At 71.3% G+C, this 25,291-nt stretch carries 23 protein-coding genes; 12 read left to right on the forward strand and 11 right to left on the reverse strand.

The features are described from left to right. Positions 1 to 19 precede the first annotated feature (19 nt). From ACFWBD_RS30580 to ACFWBD_RS30590, 3 genes are all read right to left on the reverse strand, one after another. Positions 20 to 970 carry a CopD family protein gene (locus tag ACFWBD_RS30580; protein WP_385673730.1) on the reverse strand — a complete coding sequence of 317 codons (951 nt, stop codon included), beginning with the start codon at positions 968 to 970 and terminating at the stop codon, positions 20 to 22. A gap of 37 nt (positions 971 to 1,007) precedes the next feature. After that, on the reverse strand, positions 1,008 to 2,576 hold the full coding sequence (locus ACFWBD_RS30585; RefSeq protein WP_385673733.1) for a CoA transferase: 1,569 nt from the start codon (positions 2,574 to 2,576) through the stop codon (positions 1,008 to 1,010). Positions 2,577 to 2,736: 160 nt separating this feature from the next. Then, positions 2,737 to 4,266: a S8 family serine peptidase gene (locus tag ACFWBD_RS30590; protein WP_385673736.1), complete on the reverse strand. Its 1,530-nt coding sequence runs from the start codon at positions 4,264 to 4,266 to the stop codon at positions 2,737 to 2,739. A gap of 314 nt (positions 4,267 to 4,580) precedes the next feature. On the opposite strand from ACFWBD_RS30590, the gene ACFWBD_RS30595 reads away from it, so the two are divergent. From ACFWBD_RS30595 to moaA, 3 genes are all read left to right on the forward strand, one after another. Continuing rightward, the gene (locus ACFWBD_RS30595) at positions 4,581 to 4,937 is read left to right on the forward strand and encodes a DUF485 domain-containing protein (RefSeq protein WP_385673739.1); all 357 of its coding nucleotides are present in this window, start codon (positions 4,581 to 4,583) and stop codon (positions 4,935 to 4,937) included. Then, the gene (locus tag ACFWBD_RS30600) at positions 4,934 to 6,559 is read left to right on the forward strand and encodes a cation acetate symporter (RefSeq protein ID WP_385673742.1); all 1,626 of its coding nucleotides are present in this window, start codon (positions 4,934 to 4,936) and stop codon (positions 6,557 to 6,559) included. The genes ACFWBD_RS30595 and ACFWBD_RS30600 overlap by 4 nt, the downstream gene beginning before the upstream one ends. 166 nt (positions 6,560 to 6,725) lie before the next feature. Further along, complete coding sequence (moaA, locus tag ACFWBD_RS30605; protein WP_385673745.1) at positions 6,726 to 7,715, forward strand: GTP 3',8-cyclase MoaA; 990 nt, start codon at positions 6,726 to 6,728, stop codon at positions 7,713 to 7,715. On the opposite strand, the gene ACFWBD_RS30610 is transcribed toward moaA, so the two are convergent. After that, on the reverse strand, positions 7,712 to 7,930 hold the full coding sequence (locus tag ACFWBD_RS30610) for a hypothetical protein (RefSeq protein ID WP_385673748.1): 219 nt from the start codon (positions 7,928 to 7,930) through the stop codon (positions 7,712 to 7,714). The genes moaA and ACFWBD_RS30610 overlap by 4 nt on opposite strands. A gap of 197 nt (positions 7,931 to 8,127) precedes the next feature. Beyond that, positions 8,128 to 8,535 carry a DUF3099 domain-containing protein gene (locus ACFWBD_RS30615; protein WP_385673751.1) on the reverse strand — a complete coding sequence of 136 codons (408 nt, stop codon included), beginning with the start codon at positions 8,533 to 8,535 and terminating at the stop codon, positions 8,128 to 8,130. A 247-nt stretch (positions 8,536 to 8,782) separates the two neighbouring features. On the opposite strand from ACFWBD_RS30615, the gene ACFWBD_RS30620 reads away from it, so the two are divergent. Next, entirely contained in the window at positions 8,783 to 9,061 is a 279-nt protein-coding gene (locus ACFWBD_RS30620; RefSeq protein WP_385673754.1) for a GlsB/YeaQ/YmgE family stress response membrane protein, read from the forward strand. A gap of 123 nt (positions 9,062 to 9,184) precedes the next feature. On the opposite strand, the gene tyrS is transcribed toward ACFWBD_RS30620, so the two are convergent. The 3 genes from tyrS to ACFWBD_RS30635 form a co-directional block, all read right to left on the reverse strand. Continuing rightward, positions 9,185 to 10,453, reverse strand: a complete 1,269-nt coding sequence (tyrS, locus tag ACFWBD_RS30625) for a tyrosine--tRNA ligase (RefSeq protein WP_385673757.1) — start codon at positions 10,451 to 10,453, stop codon at positions 9,185 to 9,187. A gap of 65 nt (positions 10,454 to 10,518) precedes the next feature. Beyond that, positions 10,519 to 11,922: a metallopeptidase TldD-related protein gene (locus ACFWBD_RS30630; protein ID WP_385673760.1), complete on the reverse strand. Its 1,404-nt coding sequence runs from the start codon at positions 11,920 to 11,922 to the stop codon at positions 10,519 to 10,521. Continuing rightward, positions 11,919 to 13,442, reverse strand: coding sequence for a TldD/PmbA family protein (locus tag ACFWBD_RS30635; protein ID WP_385673763.1), 1,524 nt, complete (start codon positions 13,440 to 13,442; stop codon positions 11,919 to 11,921). Before ACFWBD_RS30635 ends, ACFWBD_RS30630 begins: the two co-directional genes overlap by 4 nt. 243 nt (positions 13,443 to 13,685) lie before the next feature. Between ACFWBD_RS30635 and fabG the strand changes: the two genes are divergently transcribed. The 3 genes from fabG (at position 13,686) to ACFWBD_RS30650 (ending at position 15,680) form a co-directional block, all read left to right on the forward strand. Next, positions 13,686 to 14,390, forward strand: coding sequence for a 3-oxoacyl-[acyl-carrier-protein] reductase (gene fabG / locus ACFWBD_RS30640; protein WP_020130402.1), 705 nt, complete (start codon positions 13,686 to 13,688; stop codon positions 14,388 to 14,390). Between the two features lie 5 nt (positions 14,391 to 14,395). Beyond that, complete coding sequence (gene fabI / locus ACFWBD_RS30645) at positions 14,396 to 15,163, forward strand: enoyl-ACP reductase FabI (RefSeq protein ID WP_142269636.1); 768 nt, start codon at positions 14,396 to 14,398, stop codon at positions 15,161 to 15,163. Positions 15,164 to 15,326: 163 nt separating this feature from the next. Next, positions 15,327 to 15,680 (forward strand): hypothetical protein, encoded by a 354-nt coding sequence (locus tag ACFWBD_RS30650; protein ID WP_385673767.1) that lies wholly within the window; start codon positions 15,327 to 15,329, stop codon positions 15,678 to 15,680. Here ACFWBD_RS30650 and ACFWBD_RS30655 read toward each other — a convergent pair. Further along, positions 15,661 to 16,350, reverse strand: a complete 690-nt coding sequence (locus tag ACFWBD_RS30655) for a FadR/GntR family transcriptional regulator (RefSeq protein WP_385673770.1) — start codon at positions 16,348 to 16,350, stop codon at positions 15,661 to 15,663. The two genes, ACFWBD_RS30650 and ACFWBD_RS30655, sit on opposite strands and share 20 nt — an antisense overlap. A gap of 70 nt (positions 16,351 to 16,420) precedes the next feature. Here ACFWBD_RS30655 and ACFWBD_RS30660 point away from each other — a divergent pair, with 70 nt between their 5' ends. The 4 genes from ACFWBD_RS30660 (at position 16,421) to ACFWBD_RS30675 (ending at position 18,954) form a co-directional block, all read left to right on the forward strand. Continuing rightward, positions 16,421 to 17,767, forward strand: a complete 1,347-nt coding sequence (locus ACFWBD_RS30660; RefSeq protein WP_385673773.1) for a CynX/NimT family MFS transporter — start codon at positions 16,421 to 16,423, stop codon at positions 17,765 to 17,767. Between the two features lie 43 nt (positions 17,768 to 17,810). Beyond that, positions 17,811 to 17,927, forward strand: coding sequence for an SGM_5486 family transporter-associated protein (locus ACFWBD_RS30665; RefSeq protein ID WP_385673776.1), 117 nt, complete (start codon positions 17,811 to 17,813; stop codon positions 17,925 to 17,927). Between the two features lie 222 nt (positions 17,928 to 18,149). Beyond that, the gene (locus ACFWBD_RS30670) at positions 18,150 to 18,356 is read left to right on the forward strand and encodes a hypothetical protein (protein WP_385673779.1); all 207 of its coding nucleotides are present in this window, start codon (positions 18,150 to 18,152) and stop codon (positions 18,354 to 18,356) included. 79 nt (positions 18,357 to 18,435) lie between these two features. Then, positions 18,436 to 18,954 carry a SixA phosphatase family protein gene (locus tag ACFWBD_RS30675; RefSeq protein ID WP_385673782.1) on the forward strand — a complete coding sequence of 173 codons (519 nt, stop codon included), beginning with the start codon at positions 18,436 to 18,438 and terminating at the stop codon, positions 18,952 to 18,954. A gap of 126 nt (positions 18,955 to 19,080) precedes the next feature. Here ACFWBD_RS30675 and serB read toward each other — a convergent pair whose 3' ends face one another. Both serB and ACFWBD_RS30685 read right to left on the reverse strand, forming a co-directional pair. Further along, entirely contained in the window at positions 19,081 to 20,295 is a 1,215-nt protein-coding gene (serB, locus tag ACFWBD_RS30680) for a phosphoserine phosphatase SerB (protein ID WP_385673785.1), read from the reverse strand. A gap of 141 nt (positions 20,296 to 20,436) precedes the next feature. Continuing rightward, a complete protein-coding gene (locus ACFWBD_RS30685) occupies positions 20,437 to 22,473 on the reverse strand; it encodes a streptophobe family protein (RefSeq protein WP_385673788.1) in 2,037 nt (678 codons plus the stop codon). A gap of 246 nt (positions 22,474 to 22,719) precedes the next feature. Here ACFWBD_RS30685 and ACFWBD_RS30690 point away from each other — a divergent pair, with 246 nt between their 5' ends. After that, positions 22,720 to 25,242: an FHA domain-containing protein gene (locus tag ACFWBD_RS30690; RefSeq protein ID WP_385673791.1), complete on the forward strand. Its 2,523-nt coding sequence runs from the start codon at positions 22,720 to 22,722 to the stop codon at positions 25,240 to 25,242. The last annotated feature ends 49 nt before the right edge of the window (positions 25,243 to 25,291 follow it).

Genomic DNA, 25,291 nt, shown 5'->3' on the forward strand with positions numbered 1-25,291 from the left:
GATGCTCAAGCCCTGATCATCAACCGTTGATCGGCAGCGGCAACGCCGTCAACAGCCCCGACACCGCGACCACCACCCCCAGCGCGACGATCTCCACGCGCGCGGGGGAGCAGGCGGCCAGCGGGTCGGGGGCCCGGCGCAGCCGTGTCCGTGCCCACAGGGCGAGCAGGGCGACCGCGCCCACGACGAGCACCTTGGCGAGCAGCACGCGCCCGTACGCCGTCGTCGTCAGCTGGTCGAGCACCGTTCCCGAGGGCATCCGGCGCAGGGAGCTGCACAACCCGGTGGCGGTGATCCCGGCGAACAGGACGGCCGCCACGCGCGCGTAGAGCCCGAGCAGCGCGGCGCCCGTCTCGGTGTCGTCCCATCGCCGCAGTGTGCGGAGCACGTTCAGCAGTCCGCCCGCCCACAGCGCCGAGCACGTCAGATGCACCACCGTCAGCCCGGAGCCGATCATCGGCGTGGACTCGGTGGGCGGGTGCGCGCGCAGCGCCTCCGCCAGGACCACCGCCGCGAGCGGCCACACCTGACGGTTCGGCCGGCGCGTGAGCGCGCACAGCCCCGCCACGGCGAACGCGATCGCCTCCAGCAGCGCGAGAACGCCGCCCCGCGAGCCATGGCCGTGCGGCGCCAGCTCGCCGACGGTCGCCGCGGCCGCGAACCCCACGACCGCCGCGTACGGCGCCCAGGTGACCGGTCGGCCGGGCGGGGCGTCGGGCACCCGGCGGGCGAGACCGGCCGCGAACAGCTCGCCCACCTGCACGCACAGCGCCGCGAACAGCAGCGTCCGCAGCAGCGCGACCAGGCCGGAGTCCGCGGTCGCGGCCTCCCCGGTGCCGCGCGCGGCGACGGAGGGCCCGAGCAGCGGTATCAGGGCCGCGATCCCCACCAGGACGAGCAGCGCCACCGCCCGTCCGGGGCCGGTACGGCGTATGGATTCGGTTGCGTCGGTCGGTCGTATGAGGGCCATGCCAGGATCTTCACCATTACCGGCAAATCGGGGCAACTCATCCTGAACTTGCCGGTGGGTGTGGCACCGGTACGGGAGTGGATCGTCCGGAGGCTCGGAGCCAGCGCGCCGGATCGGCTCCCCAGGGCCCCGGCGGCCGCGCCCAGTCGCCCGGCCCGCCGTCGAACGACACCGGCGGAAGGGCGTGGCGCAGCCGCCCGAGAGGGCTGTCGGTCTCCGCGAGCCAGGGGCCGGGGTCGACGCTCCCGCCCCCGCTGACCTCCCGGTCCTGCACCTTGGCCATCCCTTTGCCCTCCCCTTCGCCCATCCGGTCGTCCCTGCTCCGGACGTCCCCGCTCCGGTCGCCCTCGCTCCGGACCACCTCGCTCCGGACGCCCCCGCTGTGGGCGTCGTCCCCGCTCTCGCTCGCCCAGGCTCCCTCGGTGAGCCATGTCGCGGTCCGGGCCAGCGCCAGCCGTACGAACCGGCTGCCGCCGTCGTGCGACTGCTCGGTCAGCGCCCGCAGCACGGCCGCCGCCAGCAGATAGCCGGTGCCGTGGTCGAGGGCCTGCGCGGGCAGCGCGCCCGGCCGCCCGGCGGAGCCCTCGGCGGTCGCGATGCCGGTGGCCGCCTGGACCAGGCTGTCGAAGCCGCGCCGCCCGCCCCACGGCCCGTACGCGCCCCACGCCGACACCTGCGCCACGACCAGCCCGGGCCGACGCTCGGCCAGCGCCTCGGGGGAGAGCCCGAACCGGTCCAGGGCGCCCGGCCGGTAGCCGGTGACCACGACGTCCGCCGCCGCGAGCAACTCCTCGAAGGCGCGCCGGTCCGTCGTCAGGTCCAGCAGCGCCGAGCGCTTGCCGAAGCCCGTGTCGGCGTGCTGGTCGGGCAGCTCGGGCAGGCGGGGCGCGTCGACCCGCAGGACGTCCGCGCCCAGCAGGGCGAGGGTGCGGGTGGCGACCGGCCCGGCCAGGACCCGGGTCAGATCCAGCACGCGCAGTCCGGCGGCGGGCAGCAGCGGGCCGTCCTCCAGCGGCGCGAACGTACGCGAGCGTGCCCCGTCCGACCGCCCCCGCTCCACCAGGGGGCGGGCGTCGATCATGGTCGCCTGCTCCTGCGCCGCCCACTCCGCGGGCGTGCGTGACGCGACGGCCAGACCTCCGGCCGCGTACACCACGTCCTCCACGTCCAGGGCGGAGCGCTCCGCGAGCGATGCCTCGACGACGTCCGGGCCGGCGCCCTTTGGCAGTGCCAGCGCCCTGAGCAACCGCTCGCGGTGGTGCGGGTAGTTGGCATGGGTGCGCACCCAGCCGTCGGCCGTCCGCCAGAACCGTGACAGCGGGGCGAAGAGGACCGGCGCCCGCCCGTCGACCAGCAGCCGCCGCTCGCTGGCGAACGCGGTGGCCACCGCCCCGTCGTCCACCCGCACCCCGGGCACCTCCGGGAGGCCGGCCCGTCGCGCCCCCAGTTCGGCGCCGGCCAGCGCGCACACGCCGACGCAGGCGCGCGCCAGTTCCCGTACGGGAAGACGCGCCTGTAGGGCGTTCTCCCGGACGACGGTCGACACGTGCGTGAGGAGGGCGGGATCGCCGCCCAGCTCCGACCAGGCGAACTTGATTCCAGTCATGACTGAACTATGCATTATTGATTCAATCAATATTTGACCGCCACATGCATCACGCCCTGCATCACGGTCATGCACCACGGGCCGCATCACGGGATACGTCACCGCACGCACGAGGGCCGGGCGGATGTCCGCCCGGCCCCTCGCGTCGTCCTTCGGACGGCTACTTCACGGCACGCAGCGCGTTCACGACGCCGAAGCCGAAGAAGGCGTTGAGGCGCTTGCCGCCCACGCAGGTCGCGTCCACGACCCCGTCACCGTTGCCGTCGTACGGCTCGGTCGGGCACGCCGTGCTGTCGGCCTGGAGCTTGAGCAGCGCCTGGAGCTGGGCCGGGCTCGCGTGCGGGTGGGTCGACTTCAGCAGCGCGGCCACTCCGGCGACGTGCGGGGACGCCATCGAGGTGCCCTGGAGGAAGCCGTACGTGTTGTTCGGCAGCGTCGACAGGATGCGGCCGTTGGCGGACGGGGTGTCCGGGATCTGGTACTTGTCGCCACCCGGAGCCGCGACGTCGATCGCGCCCAGACCATAGGTGGAGTAGTACGACTTGGTGCCCTTGACGCCCGTCGCGCTCACCGTGACGACACCCGGCAGCTGGGTCGGGACGTCGAAGCACTCGTGCGGGTCGACGGTCCGCTCCACCGGCGTGGAGTCGTCCGGGCTGGAGGCGTCGACCAGGGAGTCGGAGTCCAGGTCGTGGTTGGAGTTGCCCGCCGAGGCGACGTTGAGCGTGCCCTTCTTCTGGGCGTACAGCTGGGCCCTGTTGACCGCGTCGACTATCGCCTTCTGGTCGGGGTCGTCCATGCAGTTGTACAGCCACGGGTCGACGTAGTAGCTGTTGTTCGTGACCTCGACGCCGTGGTCGGCGGCGAACACGAAGGCGCAGACGACGTTCTCCGGGTAGAAGAGGCCGTCCTTGGGGTCGCTCACCTTGATGCCGGCGACCTTCACACCGGGCGCGACACCCGCCACGCCGATGCCGTTGCGGGCCGCGGCGATCTCACCCGCGACATGGGTGCCGTGGTAGTCGTCCGCCGTGTAGGGGCGCCAGGCGCCCTCGCTGGTGTCCGCGACGCCGCCGACGCAGTTCGCCGACTGGGACGCGGAGAAGTTCGGCGCGAGGTCCGGGTGGGTGTCGTCGACGCCGGTGTCGATCACGGCGACCGTCACCTTCTTGCTGCCCGGGTTGATCCCGGCGGCCTTGTCGGCGCCGATCGCGCGCAGGTCCCACTGGTCGGCCTCGAGCGGCTCGCTCTGGCCCGCCGCGTCGGACACCTTCTCGATCTTCGCGGCCTCCGCCTTGGAGAGGACCTGTGCCGCCCCCTCGTCGGTGGTTCCCGCGGCGGTCAGCGGCGCGGTACGGGTCGCACCCGCCGACTGCACGCCGTGCACCGCGCGTATCCGGGGCCCGAAGTCGGGGTTCGCCGAATGGACGACGATCACGCCGATCTTCTCGTACGCCGCGACGACGGTGCCGCCGGCCGCGGCGATCGCCTTCTTCACCGACCCGATCGTGCGGTGGTCCACCTTCGTGTTGACGACGTACGCCAGGGTTCCGGCATCGGTCGTCTGGGTGGCGGACGTCGTGACGGGTGCCGCGGAGGCCGCCGTCGGCAGGAAGCCGAGGGAGGCGGTCAGCGACAGCACGACGGGCACCGCGAGTGCGAGGCGGCGTCTGGAAGGCAGATGAGCCATGGGGTCTCCACATCATCCGGAAACGGGACCTGACCCAAGCGCAGGTGCTGCTTGGGCAGGTACATGACGGGTGGTGCTGGTCCCGAAGCTATCTCCCTGACTCACCGGCCAGCAATGACTTCCAGGAGGCGAGTTTGCCGACCCATGACCTGACGCCGCCCACGCTCGTTGGTCATGACCTGCCGAAGGCCACTTCGACAAACCCGCCCGACGCGTTGAACCCGTCCTTGTGCGGCGCCGTGACCTTGGGCAGGGAGCGAGAGGACCCTCGCCTCCTTCCGCCGTCCGACCCGCATCCGCAACGAGGAGACTTCGTGGCCACCGAGACACCGCCCCCCTCGAAATCCCCAACCCGACTCCCGTCCACCGAGGAGTTCGTCGCGGTGCAGGAGAGCGCGGAGTTCGGTGAACTGCGCGGCTCCTACCGCAACTTCGCCTTCCCGCTGACCGTCGCCTTCATCGTCTGGTACCTGCTGTACGTCCTGCTGTCCAGCTACGCGGGCGACTTCATGGGCACCAAGCTCTTCGGCAACTTCAACGTGGCCATGGCCCTCGGCCTCGCCCAGTTCCTCACCACCTTCCTCATCGCCTGGTGGTACGCGCGGACCGCCGCCGCGCGGTTCGACCCCAAGGCCGAGGCCATCAAGTCCCGGATGGAGGGCGGAGCATGAGCCCCGCACAGCACACCCTGCTCGCCGCAGGCGAGGCCAGCGAGCACCGCACGCTGATCATCATCCTGTTCTCGGTGTTCGTCGCCGCGACCCTCGTCATCACCATCTGGGCCGGCCGCCAGACCAAGGACGCCGCCGACTTCTACGCCGGCGGCCGCCAGTTCACCGGCTTCCAGAACGGCCTCGCCGTCTCCGGCGACTACATGTCCGCCGCGTCCTTCCTCGGCATCGCGGGGGCCATCGCCCTCTTCGGCTACGACGGCTTCCTGTACTCCATCGGCTTCCTGGTCGCCTGGCTGGTCGCCCTGCTCCTGGTCGCCGAGCCGCTGCGCAACTCCGGCCGCTACACGATGGGCGACGTCCTGGCGTACCGCATGCGCCAGCGGCCCGTCCGCACGGCGGCCGGCACCTCCACCATCGTGGTGTCGATCTTCTACCTGCTGGCCCAGATGGCCGGCGCGGGCGTCCTGGTCTCCCTGCTGCTGGGCATCACCAGCGACAGCGGCAAGGTCGGCATCGTCGCGCTGGTCGGCGTCCTGATGATCGTCTACGTGACGATCGGCGGTATGAAGGGCACCACCTGGGTCCAGATGGTCAAGGCGGTCCTGCTCATCGCCGGCGCCCTGCTGCTCACCTTCCTGGTCCTGCTGAAGTTCGACTTCAACCTCTCCGACCTGCTCGGCTCGGCCGCCGACAACAGCGGCAAGGGCGCGGCCTTCCTGGAGCCCGGCCTGAAGTACGGCGCCACCGGCACCACCAAACTGGACTTCATCTCCCTGGGAATCGCCCTGGTCCTGGGCACCGCCGGCCTGCCGCACATCCTGATCCGCTTCTACACCGTGCCCACCGCCAAGGCCGCCCGTAAGTCGGTCCTGTGGGCCATCGGCCTGATCGGCGCCTTCTACCTGATGACCCTCGCCCTCGGCTTCGGCGCCGCCGCGCTGATCAAACCGGACGAGATCACCGCCTCCAACAAGGCGGGCAACACCGCGGCGCCCCTGCTCGCGCTCCATCTCGGCGGCGTCGACTCCAACTGGGGCGCGATCCTGCTGGCCACCATCTCGGCGGTCGCCTTCGCCACCATCCTCGCGGTCGTCGCGGGACTCACCCTGGCGTCGTCCTCGTCCTTCGCCCACGACATCTACGCCAACGTCATCAAGAAGGGCACCGCCACCGAGAAACAGGAGATCAACGCGGCCCGCTACGCCACCGTGGGCATCGGCGCCGTCTCCATCCTCCTGGGCGCCCTCGCCCGCGACCTCAACGTCGCCGGCCTGGTCGCCCTCGCCTTCGCGGTCGCCGCCTCGGCCAACCTCCCGACGATCCTCTACAGCCTCTTCTGGAAGCGGTTCACCACCTCCGGAGCCCTGTGGTCGATCTACGGCGGACTGGTCACCGCGGTCGGCCTGGTGCTGTTCTCGCCGGTCGTCTCGGGCAAGCCCACCTCGATGTTCCCGGACGCCGACTTCCACTGGTTCCCGCTGGAGAACCCGGGCATCATCTCGATCCCGGTCGGCTTCCTGCTGGGCGTCGTAGGCACCCTGCTGTCGAAGGAGGAGCCCGACAAGGGCAAGTACGCCGAGCTGGAGGTCCGCTCCCTCACCGGCACCGGAGCCCACTGAGCAACCGCTGACCACGCCCCCGCGGCCGCGTCGTAGCTCCCTACGACGTGGCCGCGTCCCGCTTCCTGGGATCTCGTGTGATCGGGCACTGTCGTTGTCACCGGTGTCACGTAGGCTCGCAAGTGACGGAGAAGGACACGCGACCGCTACGAGGGAGGGGGCCCACGTGCTCATCGACACCTATGGCCGAGTGGCCACCGACCTGAGGGTCTCGCTGACCGACCGGTGCAACCTGCGCTGCACCTACTGCATGCCCGAGGAGGGCCTGCAGTGGCTGGCCAAGCCCGACCTCCTCGACGACGACGAGATCGTCCGTCTGATCGGCATAGCGGTCTCCACGCTCGGCATCGAGGAGGTCCGCTTCACGGGAGGCGAGCCCCTGCTGCGCCCGGGCCTGGTCGGCATCGTCGAGCGGGTCGCGGCCCTGACGCCCCGCCCCCAGATGTCCCTCACGACGAACGGCATCGGCCTGCGCCGCACCGCCACCGCCCTCGAAGCGGCGGGCCTGGACCGGGTCAACGTCTCCCTCGACACCCTGCGCCCCGACGTCTTCAAGACCCTCACCCGCCGGGACCGTCACAAGGATGTCCTCGAAGGCCTCGAAGCCGCCCGCGAGGCAGGCCTGACCCCGGTGAAGGTCAACTCGGTCCTGATGCCCGGCCTGAACGAGGACGAGGCCCCGGACCTCCTCGCCTGGGCCGTCGAGCACGACTACGAGCTGCGTTTCATCGAGCAGATGCCCCTGGACGCCCAGCACGGCTGGAAGCGCGAGGGCATGGTCACGGCCGGGGACATCCTGGCCTCCCTGCGCACCCGCTTCGACCTCACCGCCGAGGGCGAGGGGGAGCGTGGCTCCGCCCCGGCCGAACGCTGGCTGGTGAACGGCGGACCGCACCGGGTGGGCGTCATCGCCTCCGTCACCCGCCCGTTCTGCGCCGCCTGCGACCGCACCCGCCTCACGGCCGACGGCCAGGTCCGCACCTGCCTCTTCGCCCGCGAGGAGACCGACCTGCGAGCGGCCCTGCGCTCCGGCGCCCCCGACGAGGAGATAGCCCGTATCTGGCGGCTGGCGATGTGGGGCAAGAAGGCGGGCTCGGGCCTGGACGACCCGACGTTCCTCCAGCCGGACCGGCCGATGTCGGCGATCGGCGGCTAGGGAGCTTCCGGGGACTCCCACTCGGTCAGCGGGACGACGTCCTTGAGGAAGCCCCGGACGCCGAGGAACTGCGACAGATGCTCCCGGTGCTCCTCGCACGCGAGCCACGTCTTGCGCCGCTCCGGCGTATGCAGTTTCGGGTTGTTCCACGCCAGCACCCATACCGCGTCGACACGGCAGCCCTTGGCAGAACAGATCGGGGTCTCGTCACTCACAGACTTGTCTCACCACACGCACACAAAGGCGACGCCGAGCAGCCACGGGGGGAGCTGCCCGGCGTCGGTCCGTCGCTCCGACGGGGGATGCGGAGCGCGTACGAAGTATGTCACGGCCCACGGCGCCCACGGCACTGGAACAACATGATTGATCTGAGCTTTTCCTGAGCTTGGAGCCCAGCCTGTTCATGGTCTTTTCACGGCTGACGCTCAGCCGGATCGGGCGCCGGCTCCTTCCGGAGAGGTTCCGCGAAGCCCTCCTCTTGCGGGACGGAGCCGACGGATTCACCCTCGTCGCGCGGCGGCGCGATCATGGTTCGCACCGGCACGGTCAGGAAGGTGGAGGGAAGCGAAGGCACGTTCTCCCGCCCCGCGTTGGCGATCACCACCGAGATATAGGGGAGTACCACCCCCAGGACCAACGCCACGACAGCCACGTGCCGTTCCACGTTCCACAACGTCGCCGCGAGGATCACCGACAGCGTACGGATCGACATCGAGATGATGTACCGCCGTTGCCGGCCCCGCACGTCGTCCTGGAGTCCCTGTCGCGCACCGGTGATCCGGAACACCTGGACGTTGCCGCCGCCACCCTGCTTCCGCATCGCATTCCACCGTCCGCCCGCATCGGCCTTGGCCCTCGGCCCTCTCCGGCCCGCACCCGATCGGGGAGCCGGGCCCGGACACCGTCCACGTTACGCCGCGACTGCGCCGCCTTCGAGACCGGGTCGCCCACCGCCCGGGCGAACGTTCTGCGTCCTCCCGCGTATGGCCGTACCCGACATGCGCCGTACGGCGAGCGGACCGAGACTTGGGTGCAATGCTCACGTAGAGCCGTACAAGGAGGCAGCCATGGGCTGGTTGTGGGCGATCATCGTGGGATTCGTGCTGGGCCTGATCGCGAAGGCGATCATCCCGGGCAAGCAGCACAGCCCGCTCTGGCTGACCACCATCTTCGGCATGCTGGGCGCGATCGTGGGCAACTCGATCGCCCGCGCGGCAGGGGTCGAGGAGACGTCCGGCATCGACTGGAGCCGCCACCTGTTCCAGCTGATCGCCGCGATCATCATCGTCGCCCTGGGCGACATGCTCTACATGGCGACGCTGGGCAAGAGGAAGCACCAGGCCTGAGCGGGGCGCCCGGGAGGGGCGCGGGAAACCGCGCGACAACCCACGACGAAAGCCGCGGCCGGCAGAGACCCGCACCCCTGCGGCGCACCCGCATGTGCCACCCGCGGAGCGGAAGCGCGGCACTCAGACCTCGGTGACCTCGACGGCGGCCAGGTTCTTCTTCCCGCGCCGCAGCACCAGCCACCGCCCGTGGATGAGCTCCTCCTTCGCCGGGACGGAGTCCTCCGCGGTGACCTTGACGTTGTTCACGTAGGCCCCGCCCTCCTTCACGGTCCGCCGCGCGGCGGACTTGCTGGCCGCCAGACCGACCTCGGCGAACAGGTCCACGACCGGTCCGAGCTCGGCGACCCGGATGTGCGGCACCTCGGAGAGTGCCGCGGCCAGCGTCCGGTCGTCGAGCAGTCCGAGCTCGCCCTGGCCGAAGAGGGCCTTGGACGCGGCGACCACGGCGGCCGTCTGGTCGGCGCCGTGCACCAGCGTCGTCAGCTCCTCGGCCAGCGCGCGCTGAGCGGCCCGGGCCTGCGGACGCTCCTCGGTCTGCCGCTCCAGCTCCTCGATCTCGGTGTGGGACCTGAAGCTGAAGATGCGCAGGAACTTCGACACGTCCCGGTCGTCCGCGTTCAGCCAGAACTGGTAGAAGGCGTACGGCGTGGTCATCTCGGGGTCGAGCCAGATCGTGCCGGACTCCGTCTTGCCGAACTTGGTGCCGTCCGCCTTGGTGATCAGCGGGGTGGCCAGCGCGTGCACCACGGCGTCGGACTCCACCCTGTGGATCAGGTCGGTGCCCGAGGTGAGGTTGCCCCACTGGTCGCTGCCGCCGGTCTGGAGCGTGCAGCCGTGCCGCCGGAACAGCTCCAGGAAGTCCATGCCCTGGAGGATCTGGTAGCTGAACTCGGTGTAGCCGATGCCCGCGTCGGAGTTGAGCCGCCGGGAGACGGCCTCCTTGGCGATCATCTTGTTGACGCGGAAGTGCTTGCCGACGTCCCGCAGGAACTCGATGGCCGACAGACCCTGCGTCCAGTCCAGGTTGTTGACCATGACCGCCGCGTTCGGGCCCTCGAAGTCGAGCAGCGGCGCGATCTGCGCGCGCAGCCGCTCGACCCACTGGGCGACGACCTCGGGCGAGTTCAGCGTCCGCTCCGCGGTGGGCTTCGGGTCGCCGATCAGCCCGGTGGCGCCCCCGACCAGACCCAGCGGACGGTTGCCCGCCTGCTGGATCCTGCGCATCGTCAGGATCTGCACGAGGTTGCCGAGGTGCAGGCTGGGCGCGGTCGGGTCGAAGCCGCAATAGAACGTGACGGGACCGTCCGCGAACGCCTTGCGCAATGCGTCCTCGTCAGTGGAGAGGGCGATCAGCCCGCGCCACTGCAGTTCGTCGACGATGTCCGTCACGGTTCTCGTATCTCCTTGATGATCTTCAGGCTGTGATCGGGGTCGAGCGACCACCGGTTACGAGGTTATACGCCCTGACTGACAGAGCTCATATTGAAGTCCGGCACCCTCAGCGCAGGCATCGCAGCCCTAGTGAACCAGTCGCTCCACTCCCGGGGCAGCGTCTTTTCCGTGCGCCCCGCCTCCGTCGCCCGCCCCAGCAGGCCGACCGGCGACTCGTTGAAGCGGAAGTTGTTCACCTCGCCGACGACCTCGCCGTTCTCCACCAGGTAGACGCCGTCCCGGGTCAGGCCGGTGAGGAGCAGGGTCGCCGGGTCGACCTCGCGGATGTACCACAGGCAGGTCAGCAGCAGCCCGCGCCCGGTGCTCGCGACCATCTCCTCCAGGGAGCGGTCCTCGCCGCCGTCCAGGATCAGGTTGTCGGCCCCGGGAGCCACCGGCAGGCCGGTCAGGGACGCGCTGTGCCGGGTGGTCGTCAAGTGCTTCAGCTCGCCCGCCGCGATCCACTCGGTGGGCCGCACGGGCAGGCCGTTGTCGAAGACCGACTGGTCGCCGCCGGAGGAGTGCGCGATGACGAACGGCGGGGCCTCCAGACCCGGCTCGTTCGGGTCGCTGCGCAGAGTCAGCGGCAGGTCGGACAGCTTCTCGCCGAGCCGGGTGCCGCCGCCGGGCTGGGAGAACACCGTCCGGCCCTCGGTGGCGTCACGGCCGGACGCCGACCACAGCTGGTAGATCATCAGGTCCGCCACCGCGGTCGGCGGCAGCAGCGTCTCGTACCGGCCGGCGGGCAGCTCGATCCGCCGCTCCGCCCAGCCCAGCCGTACGGCCAGTTCGGCGTCGAGCGCCGCCGGGTCGACGTCCTTGAAGTCCCGGGTCGAGCGCCCGGCCCACGCCGAGCGGGTCCGGTCCGGGGACTTGGCGTTGAGCTCCAGCGTCCCCTTCGGCTGGTCGTGCCGCAGCCGCAGTCCGGTCGACGTGCCCAGGTACGTCGAGACCAGCTCGTGGTTGGCGAACCCGTACAGCTCGCGACCGCCCGCACGCGCGCGTGCGAACGCCTCACCCAGGGCGGGCGCGAAGTCGGCGAACACCGCCGACGTGGTCTCCGCGGGCGCCTCGGTGAACTCGGGGGACCGCGCCACGCCGCTGACCAGCGGCTGCGCGTCCTCGGCGGGGCCGGCGCCCTGAGCGGCGGCCTCGGCGGCCCGTACGAGGGACTCCAGCTCGTCCGCGGTGACGGCGGCCCGCGAGACGACACCGGAGGCGGTGCCCTCCTTGCCGTCGACCGTGGCGATCACGGTGAGCGTGCGCCCGCGCGTGACGCCGTTGGTGGTGAGCGCGTTGCCGGCCCAGCGCAGGTTCGCCGTCGACTGTTCGTCGGCGATCACGACACAGCCGTCGGCCCGCGACAGTTCGAGGGCGCGCTCGACGATCTCGTGCGGCTGCTGCCCCTTCTTGGTGCCCGCGCTCATCGACCGGCCTCCTGCGTGGTGTTGAGGATGTTGACTCCCTTGAAGAGGGCCGACGGGCAGCCGTGCGACACCGCCGCGACCTGGCCCGGCTGAGCCTTGCCGCAGTTGAAGGCCCCGCCGAGGACGTACGTCTGCGGGCCGCCGACCGCCGCCATCGAGCCCCAGAAGTCGGTGGTCGTCGCCTGGTAGGCCACGTCCCGCAGCTGGCCGGTGATCCGCCCGTTCTCGATCCGGAAGAACCGCTGCCCGGTGAACTGGAAGTTGTAGCGCTGCATGTCGATGGACCAGGACCGGTCGCCGACGACGTAGATGCCCCGGTCGACGCTGCCGATGAGACCCTCGGTCGACATCCCGGCCGGATCCGGCCGCAACGACACGTTGGCCATGCGCTGCACCGGGACATGGTCGGGGGAGTCGGCGAAGGCGCACCCGTTGGACCGCTCGAACCCGGTCAGCTTCGCGATCCGCCGGTCCAGCTGGTAGCCGACGAGCGTGCCGTCCTTCACGAGGTCCCAGGACTGTCCCTCGACGCCCTCGTCGTCGTAGCCGACGGTCGCCAGGCCGTGCTCGGCGGTGCGGTCACCCGTGACGTTCATCAGGTCCGAGCCGTAGCGCAGCTTGCCGAGCTGGTCGAAGGTGGCGAAGGAGGTGCCGGCGTAGGCGGCCTCGTAGCCGAGGGCCCGGTCCAGCTCGGTGGCGTGGCCGATGGACTCGTGGATGGTCAGCCACAGGTTCGACGGGTCGACGACCAGGTCGTACAGCCCCGGCTCGACGCTCGGCGCCCGCATCTTCTCGGCGAGCAGCTCCGGGATCCGGTCGAGTTCCTCGTCCCAGTCCCACCCGGTGCCCGTGAGGTACTCCCAGCCGCGGCCGGCGGGCGGCGCGATCGTGCGCATCGAGTCGAACTCGCCGCTCGACTCGTCGACCGACACCGCGGTCAGCGCCGGGTGCAGCCGCACCCGCTGCTGGGTGGTCACCGTCCCGGCCGTGTCGGCGTAGAACTTGTTCTCGTGGACGGTGAGCAGCGAGGCGTCCACGTGGTTGATGCCGTTCGCCGCCAGCAGCCGCGCGCTCCAGTCCGCGAGCAGCGCCGCCTTCTCCCCGTCGGGGACGGTGAACGGGTCGATCTCGTAGGACGAGATCCACGTCCTGTCGGCGTGCACCGGCTCGTCGGCCAGCTCCACCCGCTCGTCCGAACCGGCGGCCTTGATCACCTGGGCGGACAGCTTGGCCATCGCCACCGCCTGCGAGGCGACCCGGGCCGCGGCGTCCATCGTCAGATCCACGCCGGACGCGAACCCCCACGTACCGCCGTGCACCACGCGCACCGCGTACCCGAGGTCGGTCGTGTCGGAGGACCCGGAGGGCTTGGCGTCCCGCAGTCGCCAGGAAGCGCTGCGCACCCGCTCGAACCGGAAGTCCGCGTGCTCCGCGCCCAGCGCACGCGCGCGTGCGAGAGCGGCGTCGGCGAGGGCGCGTAGGGGTAGGGCCGTGAAACTCTCATCGATGCTGTGGGGCACCTACGTGTCTCCCTGGTGTCGTCACGTGTGAAGGCCTCGATCATGTCGCGCCCGGCAGCCCCGGACCACACGTTTCCGCCCCGCTTCCGCAAACTTTCTGTAGAGACCCGACAGCCAGTCCGGTGAGCCACTGTCGGTGCCCGAATGTCCGTCGGACGAGGCAGACCGATAGGTTTCGAGGGAAGTCACCTGCCCTCCAGTGTTCGGGCGGGTGCGTCAGCCCCCTATCGAAAGGGTGATCCGTTGAGCCGCTCGGTTCTCGTCACCGGAGGAAACCGGGGCATCGGCCTCGCCATCGCCCGCGCGTTCGCCGATGCCGGCGACAAGGTCGCGATCACGTACCGCTCGGGCGAGCCACCGGCCGGCTTCTTCGCGGTCAAGTGCGACATCACCGACTCCGAGCAGGTGGAGCAGGCCTACAAGGAGATCGAGGCCGAGCACGGCCCCGTGGAGGTCCTGATCGCCAACGCAGGCGTCACCAAGGACCAGCTCCTGATGCGCATGTCCGAGGAGGACTTCACCTCGGTCATCGACACCAACCTCACCGGCACCTTCCGCGTGGTCAAGCGCGCGAACCGCGCCATGCTGCGCGCCAAGAAGGGCCGTGTCGTCCTGATCTCCTCGGTCGTGGGACTGCTCGGCTCCGCCGGGCAGGCGAACTACGCCGCCTCCAAGGCCGCCCTGGTCGGCTTCGCGCGTTCCCTCGCCCGTGAGCTGGGATCGCGCAACATCACCTTCAACGTCGTCGCGCCCGGCTTCGTCGACACCGACATGACCAAGGTGCTCACCGACGAGCAGCGCGCGGGCATCGTCTCGCAGGTCCCGCTCGGCCGGTACGCGCAGCCGGAGGAGATCGCCGCGACGGTGCGGTTCCTCGCCTCGGACGACGCCTCGTACATCACTGGAGCCGTCATCCCCGTTGACGGCGGACTGGGAATGGGTCACTGATCACCATGAGCGGAATTCTCGAGGGCAAGCGCGTCCTGATCACCGGCGTGCTGCTGGAGTCCTCCATCGCCTTCCACACCGCCAAGCTGGCCCAGGAGCAGGGCGCCGAGATCATCCTGACCGCGTTCCCGCGGCCCACGCTGACCGAGCGCATCGCCAAGAAGCTGCCGAAGCCCACCAAGGTCATCGAGCTCGACGTGACGAACGACGAGCACCTCGGCCGGCTGGCCGACATCGTCGGCGAGGAGCTCGGCGGTCTCGACGGCGTCGTGCACTCCATCGGCTTCGCGCCGCAGGACGCCATGGGCGGCAACTTCCTCAACACGCCGTTCGAGTCGGTCGCCACGGCCATGCACGTCTCGGCGTTCTCCCTGAAGTCGCTCACCATGGCCTGCCTGCCGCTGATGCAGAACGGCGGCTCGGTCGTCGGCCTCACCTTCGACGCCTCGTTCGCCTGGCCGCAGTACGACTGGATGGGCCCCGCCAAGGCGGCCCTGGAGGCCACCAGCCGCTACATGGCGCGTGACCTGGGCAAGCAGAACATCCGCTGCAACCTGGTCTCCGCCGGTCCCATCGGTTCCATGGCGGCCAAGTCCATCCCGGGCTTCTCCGAGCTGGCCTCCGTGTGGGACGACCGCGCCCCGCTGGAGTGGGACCTCAACGACCCGGGGCCGGCCGGCCGCGGCGTCGTCGCCCTGCTGAGCGACTGGTTCCCGAAGACCACGGGCGAGATCGTGCACGTCGACGGTGGTCTGCACGCCATCGGAGCCTGATCACCGACACGCCGTCGACGCCCCGTCCCCCGCCCGCGCGTGGGGGAACGGGGCGTCACCCGTTCGGCTCACCGGCCAGGCGGGGGAGTGCCCCGGCAAGGCACTCTGAAGCGCGGGTTCCTTACCGCGCTTTCCTCCCCAGCACGGCCGAGGAGGTCCCCTTGTGCGCCTGTCTCGCAGCCTGGCCCCAGTGACCGTCGCCGTCTGTCTCGTCCTGTCGCTGCCGTACGACGCCCTGCCGCACGCACGCGTGGCGGCCCGGAAGGCCACCGCCGCACCCGAGGAACCGTTCGGCGCGGAGTGCCGCACCGAGATCCTCGGTTCCCGCGTCGTCGCCCACTGCCACAACCCCTACGCCGACACCGACCGTGTCCGCCTGCACATCGAGTGCGACCGCTGGTGGGATCTCGACACCGACGGCACCCCCGTCGACGCGGGCCCCGCCCAGACCGTACGGCTCGCCGGCCGCTGCTGGAAGGAGGTCCGCTCGGCCTGGGTCAGCCATCAGAAGCGGTGAACCGTCCGGGCCGGCACAGCAAGGGATAGCCGGCCGCCTCGACGGCGGCGGCCTCCGCGTCGCCCGCGCGGATCGCGTCCACCAGCCGCGTGTGGTCCATGTACGTCTCCGGCGTCAGCTCCTCGCCGACGTCCTCGCGCAGCCAGTCCCGCAGCACCTCGCCGAGGTCGGCGTACATCGCGGTCATGACGTCGTTGTGGGAGGCCGCCACCACCGCCAGGTGGAAGGTCGCGTCCGCCGTCACGAACGCCTCCGTGTCGCCCGAGTCCCAGGCCTCCTCGCGTCGCAGGAGGAGCGTGTCCAGCTGCTTGAGGTCCTTCTCCGTGCGCCGTCCGGCCGCCAGCTTCGCCGCACTCGACTCCAGCGTGGCGCGCAGCTCGGCGATGTGCCCGGGGTCGGCGTCGACGAAGCGACGGTGCATCACGCCCGCCAGCTCGCTGGTCGCCGCGACGTAGGTGCCAGAGCCCTGCCGGATGTCCAGCAGCCCGTTGTGCGCGAGCGCCCGGACGGCCTCGCGGACCGTGTTGCGGGCGACGCCCAGCTGTTCGACCAGCTCGGGCTCCGTGGGGATGCGTGCGCCGACCGGCCACTCGCCCGAGGTGATCTGGGTGCGCAGCGCGGCGATGACCTGCTCGGACAGCGCCGAGCGGCGGGGATGGCTCAGGGGCATGGCACACCTTCGCACGGCTGGGGCGGCCGAGGGGAGCCCGGGCATGGACAACCAATCATCCTATGATTCTATGATGGTCGGCATGGCTGGCGAGCAGACCCGGACGACGACACCCCCGCCCATCCGCACCTCGGCGGAGGACGAGCCCCCGCGAAGCTCCACGCGCGCGTGGAGCCGGCGCACCAGGCTGCTCGTCGTCGGCATAGTGCTGGCCGCCCTCAACCTCCGGCCCGCCATCACGAGCCTGGGCGCCCTCCTCGAAGAGGTGCGCGACGGACTCGGCATGAGCGGCAGCGTCGCCGGACTCCTCACCTCCGTGCCCCCGCTCTGCTTCGCCGTCTTCGGCGTCATGGCGCCCCGTCTCGCCCGCCGCTTCGGGCCGGGCGCGGTGGTGTGCGCCGGCATGGTCGCCATCACGGCAGGGCTGCTCCTGCGCCCCTACGCGGGCGGCACGGCAGGATTCCTCGCCGCCAGTGCCCTCGCCCTCATGGGCATCGCCGTCAGCAACGTCCTGATGCCGGCCATCGTCAAGCGCCACTTCCCCGACCGGGTCGGCACCATGACCGGCCTGTACTCGATGGCCCTCGCCCTGGGCACCGCCACCGCCGCCGCCGTCACCGTGCCCATGACCGAGGCGCTGGGCGGCAGTTGGCAGACCGGACTCGCGCTGTGGGCGGGCCTCGCGGCGGCGGCCGTCCTGCCCTGGCTGCCGCTCGCACGGGACCGCGGAACGGCACCGGACGGCACGGGTACGGCGGGGGAGCGGCAGCAGCGGGGCCCGCGGTCCGCCCCGCAGGCCCCCGCGCGCGCGGCGCAGCCGTCGGCCGCCCCGCTGCGCGTCACCCGCAGCCGTACCGCCTGGGCGCTCGCCGTCTTCTTCGGCCTGCAGGCCACCGCCGCCTACATCACCATGGGCTGGATGCCGCAGATCTTCCGGGACGCCGGAGTGCCCGCCAGCACGGCCGGACTGCTCCTCGCCGTGACGATGGCGATGGGCGTGCCGCTGGCCTTCGTCATCCCACGCGTCGCCACCCGGCTGCCGCACCAGGGCCCGATCGTGCTCGCGCTCGGCGGCTGCGGCCTCGTCGGATACGCCGGCCTGTACCTCGCGCCGGCCGGCGGAGCCTGGGCCTGGGCCCTGCTGCTCGGCATCGCCAACTGCGCCTTCCCGCTGGCCCTCACGATGGTCGGGATGCGCGCCAGGACCGGCGCGGGTGTGGCTCAGCTGTCGGCGTTCGCGCAGAGCACCGGCTATCTGATCTCCATCCCCGGCCCGCTCCTGGTGGGGGTGCTCTACCAGCACAGCGGCGGCTGGGGCCTGCCCCTCGCGCTGATGGCGGCCCTGATGGTCCCGCAGACGGTCGTGGGCGTCCTGGCAGGCCGGGACCGCACCGTGGAGGAGGAAGCCGCCCGCTGACCCCCGGGGAACCGCCGGGGACGCGGGGTGCGAGACTTGCCGTATGCCAGTGCTCGACCCGAACCCCCGGAACGGCCAGAAGAAGATGCTGATCGTCTTCGGCGCGTTCTTCGCCATCTTCGTCGTCATCGCCGTCATCGCGACCATCGCCTCGCCCTGACGGTCCGGCCGTGACGACCGGCCGAATCGGCCCCGCCGTGAACCCGTCCGAGCGACCGGGGTGGGGTTAACCCCCCTGTCCCCTAGGGGGTGAGGGTCAGGGTCAAGTGGGTGGATCACCGGATGGGTTGGGGGCCGCCGATTCCGTAACTTCGAGGTGTGACCGCAGGACGCGGGTCACCTGCCAAGGTCCACGGACCACTCGAAGACAGCGGAGGCACCCATGTCGGCCCCTACGCACACCCGGCCCCACCCGGCCACCCCGGGCGGCGTCGACACCTGGCTGCCCTGGTGGGCCCTCGCCCTCCCGACGCTCGCCTTCATCAGCCTTCTGGTGCTGATACTGAACCCCGCCGACGCCCACGCGGCCACCGGCGACCCGGCGATCACCCACCTCGTCGAGCGCGTGCACCAGCTGATCACCCGCTAGGGCGCAGCTCAGGACCGCTGGTGAAGCCGCATGTCAACTCCCTGCGCCCCATGGCCTGTTTCATGCGAAGCTGGGACTCATGAGCGTCGCAGAACCCCGCAGGATCGTCCTCCTCCGTCATGCGAAAGCCGACTGGCCGCAGGTGACCGACCATGAGCGTCCGCTCGCTGACCGGGGGCGTAAGGACGCCGCCGTCGCCGGACGCAAACTGGTCGACAGCGGTATCCCCCTCGACCTGGCCGTCTGCTCCACCGCGGCCCGCACCCGTGAGACATGGAAGCTCGCCGTCCAGGAGTTCCCGCAGCGGCCGAAAACCGTCTACGAGGAGCGGATCTACGAGGCCTCGCCGGGTGAGCTGATCGCCCTGCTCAACGAAACACCCGACGACGTGAGTGACCTCGTCCTGATCGGCCACAACCCGGGCATCCAGGGTCTCGCCGACATCCTCTCCGGCCGGAGCGACGGCGACGCGGGCGAGCGGATGGGCCGCCGCGGATTCCCGGCCGCCGCCTTCGCCGTCCTGTCCTTCGACGGCCCCTGGAAGTCCCTGGAACCGGGCGTGGCCACGCTGCTCGACTACTGGGCGCCCTCCGAGTGACCCACCCGGCACACGCGAGGGCCCGGCGCCGCGACGGCGCCGGGCCCTCCTCGTTTCTCGGGGGCGCCCCCGCGTCCGTGCGCCGGTGCCCCTGTTTCTTCTGTTTCTTCGCTCCGCCCGCGCGAGCTACTGCTCGTCGTGCGTCTCCGCGGCCTCGACCTCTTCGCGGGTGATGCCGAGCAGGTACAGCACGGTGTCCAGGAACGGCACGTTCACCGCCGTGTGCGCCGCCTCGCGCACCACCGGCTTGGCGTTGAAGGCGACCCCGAGACCGGCCGCGTTGAGCATGTCCAGATCATTGGCGCCGTCGCCGATCGCCACGGTCTGCGAGAGCGGTACGCCCGCCTCGGCGGCGAACCGGCGCAGCAGCCGCGCCTTGCCCGCGCGGTCCACGATCTCGCCGGTGACCCGGCCCGTCAGCCTGCCGTCGACGATCTCCAGCGTGTTGGCCTGCGCGAAGTCCAGGCCGAGCCGCTCCTGAAGATCGTCGGTCACCTGGGTGAAGCCGCCGGAGACGACCCCCACCTGGTATCCGAGCCGCTTCAGCGTCCGGATCAGCGTGCGCGCGCCCGGCGTCAGCCGGACCTCGGCGCGCACCTTGTCCACGACCGAGGCGTCCAGTCCCGCCAGCAGCGCCACGCGCGCGTGCAGCGACTGCTCGAAGTCGAGCTCACCACGCATCGCGGCCGCCGTCACCTCGGCGACCTCGTCCTCACAGCCGGCGTGCGCGGCGAAGAGCTCGATCACCTCGTCCTGGATCAGGGTGGAGTCGACGTCCATGACGACGAGCCGCTGGGCCCGCCGGTACAGGCCCGCGTCCACCACCGCGACGTCCACCCCCAGCGCCGCCGCGTCCGTGACCAGGGCGGTGCGCAGGGGCTCGGTCTTCACGCCGGAGACGGCGAACTCGACGGCGGTGACGGGGTACTTGGCCAGCCGGAAGATACGGTCGATGTTCCCGCCGGCCTTCGTGATCTTCGCAGCCACCGCCGCGGTGGCCTGCGCGGTGAGCGGATGCCCGAGCACGGTGACCAGCGACCGGCCGAGGCCGCGCGGCCGGTTGTCACCGAGGCCGGAGATGATCTCGGCCTGCATCTTCATCGACTCGGCCCAGCTGTGGACCGTCGACCGCAGGTCCCCCTCGAGACCGGCCGGCGGCTCGGTCACGAGCGCGCACAGCACCATCCGGCCGCGGGTGACGACCTGCTCGATGTCGACCACGTCGACGGAGAAGGCGGCGAGGGTGTCGAAAAGGCCGGCCGTGATGCCCGGCCTGTCCTTGCCGAAGATCTTGACAAGGAGCGTGGGGACGTCAGAGGACGAAGTCTGCAAAGCGCTCATGGTGTACCCACCGTATCCGGCACCCAGTGCCGCGCGCCGCCGAGGTCCGCCTGACGGACGGGGAACAGTGGATGACGGCGAGGCGGCGTGCTCCTCAACGGCCGGCTGCGGGCGTTCCGCGGGCGTTTCGGCCCTGGCCCCTCACTGCGGTCCCCCAGGCGTCCTGGGCCCCCTGGGAGGAGCGGGAGGGGGCGGAGGGGGCGGTGGTGGCGGAGGCGGCGGACCCTCCTGCGGTCCGGGCGCCGGCCGCTCACCGGGACGCGGGCCGGGAGGCCGGCGCCCGGACCGGGGCGGCGGCCCGAGCGGCCGGACCACCGTCGGAGCGCCGTAGACGTCGTCCGCCCCCGGCGGCCCGACGGGCGGCCGCCCGTCGCCCGAGGGGGGCTCGTCGAGCCGGGAGCTCTCGTACGGCCTCGACTGCCCGCTCCTGTCCCCCCTGGACCGCTCGGGCCGAGCCCGCTCCGGCCGTGCGTCCCGCGACTCCCGCAACTCCTCCGGAACCCGCAGGTAGGGATTGGTCGCAGGATTCGGTGGCCGGTACGCCGGTGCGCTCGGCGCGTACGGCCCGGCCAGGTCGTCCGGGCGCCCCGAACGCCCCGGGCCCCCGCCGGGGCCCGCAGTGCCACCCGGGTCACTCCGTGCCAGTGGCGCCGCCCGCCGCCCGGCGGCCCCCGTGGCCCATGCCAGCAGCCCACCGGCGGCCCCCGCCCCCGCACCCCACCCGGCACCCAGCAGCAACGCGGCACCGAGATGCCCGTGCAGCTCGATCCCGGCCCCGAAGGCGTCGAACCCCAGCACGGACAGCGAGGCGTCCACGGAGACGTTCGTCAACCAGGCGGTCAACGGCAACGCCACGGCGGTCGCCGCCCCCAGCCGCACGGCACACCGCCCGGCGAACCCGACCGCACCGGTTCCGTGCCCGCCCCCGGCCCCCGCTCCCGACCCGCCGCCCCTCGAGGCCGCCTTGGACCCAGCCCTCGCGGCCGGCGCATGCCCCGTCGACCCCACCGCCGACCCCACCGGCGTCCGCACCGTCGACCCCACCGGCGTCCGCACCGTCGACCCCACCGGCGTCCGCACCGCCGCCAGCACCCCCGCCAGCAGCATCATCAGCGCCGCCGCCACGCCCAGCAGCCACACCCGTCCGTCCAGCTCCGCGAGGCGGCCCAGCGTCACCGGCTGCTCGGTGCCGACGCCCAGCAGATCGTCCAGCGGGTCCGGCAGGACGCTCGTCAGCGCGCCCGTCGCCCGGCCGTCCCAGGGGACGAACAGGCCGATCGGGATGCCCAGCCAGACCCCGTTCGGCGCGCCGAGCAGCGCCGCCCCCGCGATCCGCTTCGGGTGGTCGTCGCCGATCGCCGCGTACGCCGCCGCGGCGAACCCGGCCGCCACGGCCACCAGCAGCACGGTCACGACGGCGGACACCGCGGGCCGCACCACGCGGTGCACCGCCTCCCAGCCGCTCGGCAGCGGCGTGCGGCGCGAGGCCAGCAGCGCGATCAGCAGGATGCCGAGGGACCAGCCGAGGCCGCCGAGCAGCGTGGGCGCCGTGTCGACGGTGAAGCCGACCGCGGCCTTCGCGTCGACGAGGTCACCGAGCCGGTCGGGCAGCAGCCCGCCGATGTCCCCGAGCCCGGGGATCTCCAGACCGCCACCGCCCCCACCGCCGTTGCCGGGCAGGTCGTCCAGCCCCAGCGCGCCCCCGTCGAGCGTGATGACGTCGTGCCCCGCCCAGGCCAGTCCGCCGAGCATCGCCACGTACAGCGCGACCACCGCCCCGACGCGGGCGAGGAGTTCGGCCGGGGCGATCACAACCCCCGTCGTCCGCAGGGACCGCAGGAAGAACCACGACAGCAGCAGCGCACCCACCAGGCTCACGCCCAATGGCGTGATCTCGATGGCCGTGTTCGCCTCCGCACCCGTGAGCCCGAAAGCGGACACATCGCCCGACGGAGTCACCGAGCCGCCGGCGGCCAGGGCGACCACCGCGGCCGTCATCGGGCCCAACGAGCCCGCGGAGTCCGCCTCCAGGAGGTGCAGCCCCAGCGCGGCCGTCCCCGCCATCCCGATCAACGCCCAGCTCACCGCCGCGATCGCGGCCAGCAGTACGTCGATCCACGGCACGCCCCTGCCGCGTGCCGCGCTCCCACTGCCTTCGACACCCGTACCGGCACTCATGCAGACCCCCCGATCCGCGGCGCGCGGCGGCGAAGATCGCCGCTTCCGTCCCCCTCGCGTGCCTTTACCACTCTCCGGGCCGGTTTCAACCCCGTCAACGGGAACGGCCGATACGCTCGCGCACGCTCTTCACAAGGCCCGACTTTCGGTCAGGGGGCCGCTACTGAAATAGTTCCCCCCGATGTTCGACATCCCTAGACTCCCCGTTGATGGGGCTAACTCGGGGGACAACTCAGTGGGGCTGGAGTGCCGGAACTCGTACTGGAATTGAACGGACGCACCTGGACGCTCGACCCGTCCAGGCCATACACCCTCGGACGTGATCCGCAGGGCGACATCGTCCTCGACGACGCCAGGGTCTCCTGGCGTCACGCCACGGTCAGCTTCAACGGGCGCAGTTGGGTCGTCGAGGACCACGGGAGCACCAACGGCACGTTCGCGCAGGGGCAGCGGATCCATCAACTGGAGATCGGCCCCGGCTCGGCGTTGCACCTGGGCAACGCGACCGACGGGCCGCGCCTGAACCTCTCGGGGACGCAGGCGCCCGCCGCGCAGCCCCAGCAGCCGTACGCCGCGCAGGCCGCGAACCCGGGCTGGGCCCAGCAGGCCCCGCCCCAGCAGGCGCCGCAGGCCGGATGGCAGCAGCCGCAGCAGGGCGCGCCGCAGGTCCCGCAGCAGCAGGGGCCGAGCGAGCCGTATGCGCAGAAGGTGCCCGGTGGAGGCGCGGGGGCGCCGCCGGTCTACGGAGACCGCAGCCCGACCACGTTCCACCAGTTCTCCCTCGGCCGCGTGATGCGCATCGGCCGTGCCCTGGAGAACGAGCTGGTCGTCTCGGACCTCCAGGTCTCGCGGAACCACGCCGAGTTCCACTCGACGCCCGACGGCCGGATGGAGATCCGCGACCTCGGCTCGCACAACGGCACCTACGTCAACGGTCAGCCGATCCCCAAGGGCGGCTCGGTCCAGCTGGGGCCCACCGACATCGTCGGCGTCGGCCACTCGACGTTCCGGATCGTCGGCGACCGGCTCGAGGAGTTCGTCGACACCGGTGAGGTCTCCTTCTCGGCCCGCCACCTGACCGTCACGGTCGACGGCGGCAAGCAGATCCTGAAGGACGTCTCCTTCGGTGTCCCGGAGAAGTCCCTGATCGCGGTCATCGGACCCTCCGGTTCCGGCAAGTCGACCCTGCTCAAGGCACTGACGGGCTACCGCCCGGCCAACCAGGGCGACGTCCTCTACGACAACCGGAACCTGTACAAGCAGTTCGCCGAGCTGCGTCAGCGCATCGGTCTGGTCCCGCAGGACGACATCCTGCACAAGGAACTGACCGTAAAGAGGGCTCTCAAGTACGCGGCCAAGCTCCGCTTCCCCGCCGACACCACGGGCGCCGAGCGTGACGCCCGCATCGACGAGGTGCTGCGCGAGCTCAAGCTGGACATCCACAAAGAGAAGAAGATCACCTCCCTCTCCGGCGGCCAGCGCAAGCGCGTCTCGGTGGCTCTGGAGCTGCTCACCAAGCCGTCGCTGATCTTCCTGGACGAGCCGACCTCCGGCCTCGACCCGGGCATGGACCGCGATGTCATGCAGCTGCTGCGCGGCCTCGCCGACGACGGCCGCACGGTCCTGGTCGTCACGCACTCGGTGGCCGAACTCGCGATCTGCGACAAGCTGCTCGTGATGGCGCCGGGCGGTGCCGTCGCCTACTTCGGCCCGCCCGAGGAAGCGCTGAACTTCTTCGGCTACGACACCTGGGCCGACGTCTTCTCCGCCTTCGAGAACTACCGCGACTACGACTGGGCGGGCCGCTGGAAGGGCTCGCAGCACTACCAGATGTACGCCGCGGACATCGACGCCATCGCGCCGCAGTCCGTACAGATGCCGCCGATGCAGGCGATGAAGCCGCCGAAGCCGCAGGGCTGGATGTCCCAGTTCGTCACGCTGGTGTGCCGCTACGCCTCGGTGATCGCCTCCGACAAGGGCTTCCTGGCCCTGACGGTGATCCTGCCGGCCGTCCTCGGCGCGGTGAGCCTGCTCATCGACTCCGGGAACAGTCTGCTGCCCAACCCGGTCAACCCGAAGACCGGCCGGATCATCCCCAACGGCACGGCCACCACCGTCCTGCTGATCCTCGCGGTCGGCGCCTGCTTCGCGGGCGCGGCCAACTCGGTCCGCGAGCTCATCAAGGAACGGGTCATCTACGAGCGGGAACGCGCGACCGGCCTGTCCCGGTCCGCGTACCTGATGTCCAAGGTGTTCGTGCTCGGCGTGGTCACCCTGCTCCAGGGTCTGATGGTGGGCGTGATCGGCTTCGCGAGCCGGGAGATCCCGACGCAGGGCCTGGTCCTCGGCAGCGCCACCATGTTCGAGCTCTCCATCCCGATCATGGCGCTGGGCTTCACCTCGATGATGTTCGGCCTGGTCATCTCGTCGCTGGTGAAGACGGCCGAGAAGACCATGCCGCTGCTGGTCATGTTCGCGATCATCCAGGTCGTGTTCACCGGCTGCCTGTTCGCCCTGAACGGCGCGGTCGGCGTCAACGAGTTCTCGTACCTGATGCCCTCGCGCTGGGCGGTCGCCGCCGCGGGCGCCACGCTGGACTTCAACAAGATCAGCCCGCCCAAGGACGGCGGCGGGACGGACCCGCTGTGGGAGCACACCGTCGGCGCCTGGGGCCTGGACATGGCCGCGCTGATCGTCCTCGGCGTGATCTGCGGCTTCTTCGTGGCCCGCTTCCTGCGCCGCCACGAGCCCGAGGTCATGCGCAAGTAGTCGCTGCCGTAGTACGCCGATGGGCGGCACCCCGGATCCGGGGTGCCGC

The organism is Streptomyces sp. NPDC060002, from assembly GCF_042737245.1.
In the GTDB taxonomy this organism is placed as follows: Bacteria; Actinomycetota; Actinomycetes; order Streptomycetales; family Streptomycetaceae; genus Streptomyces.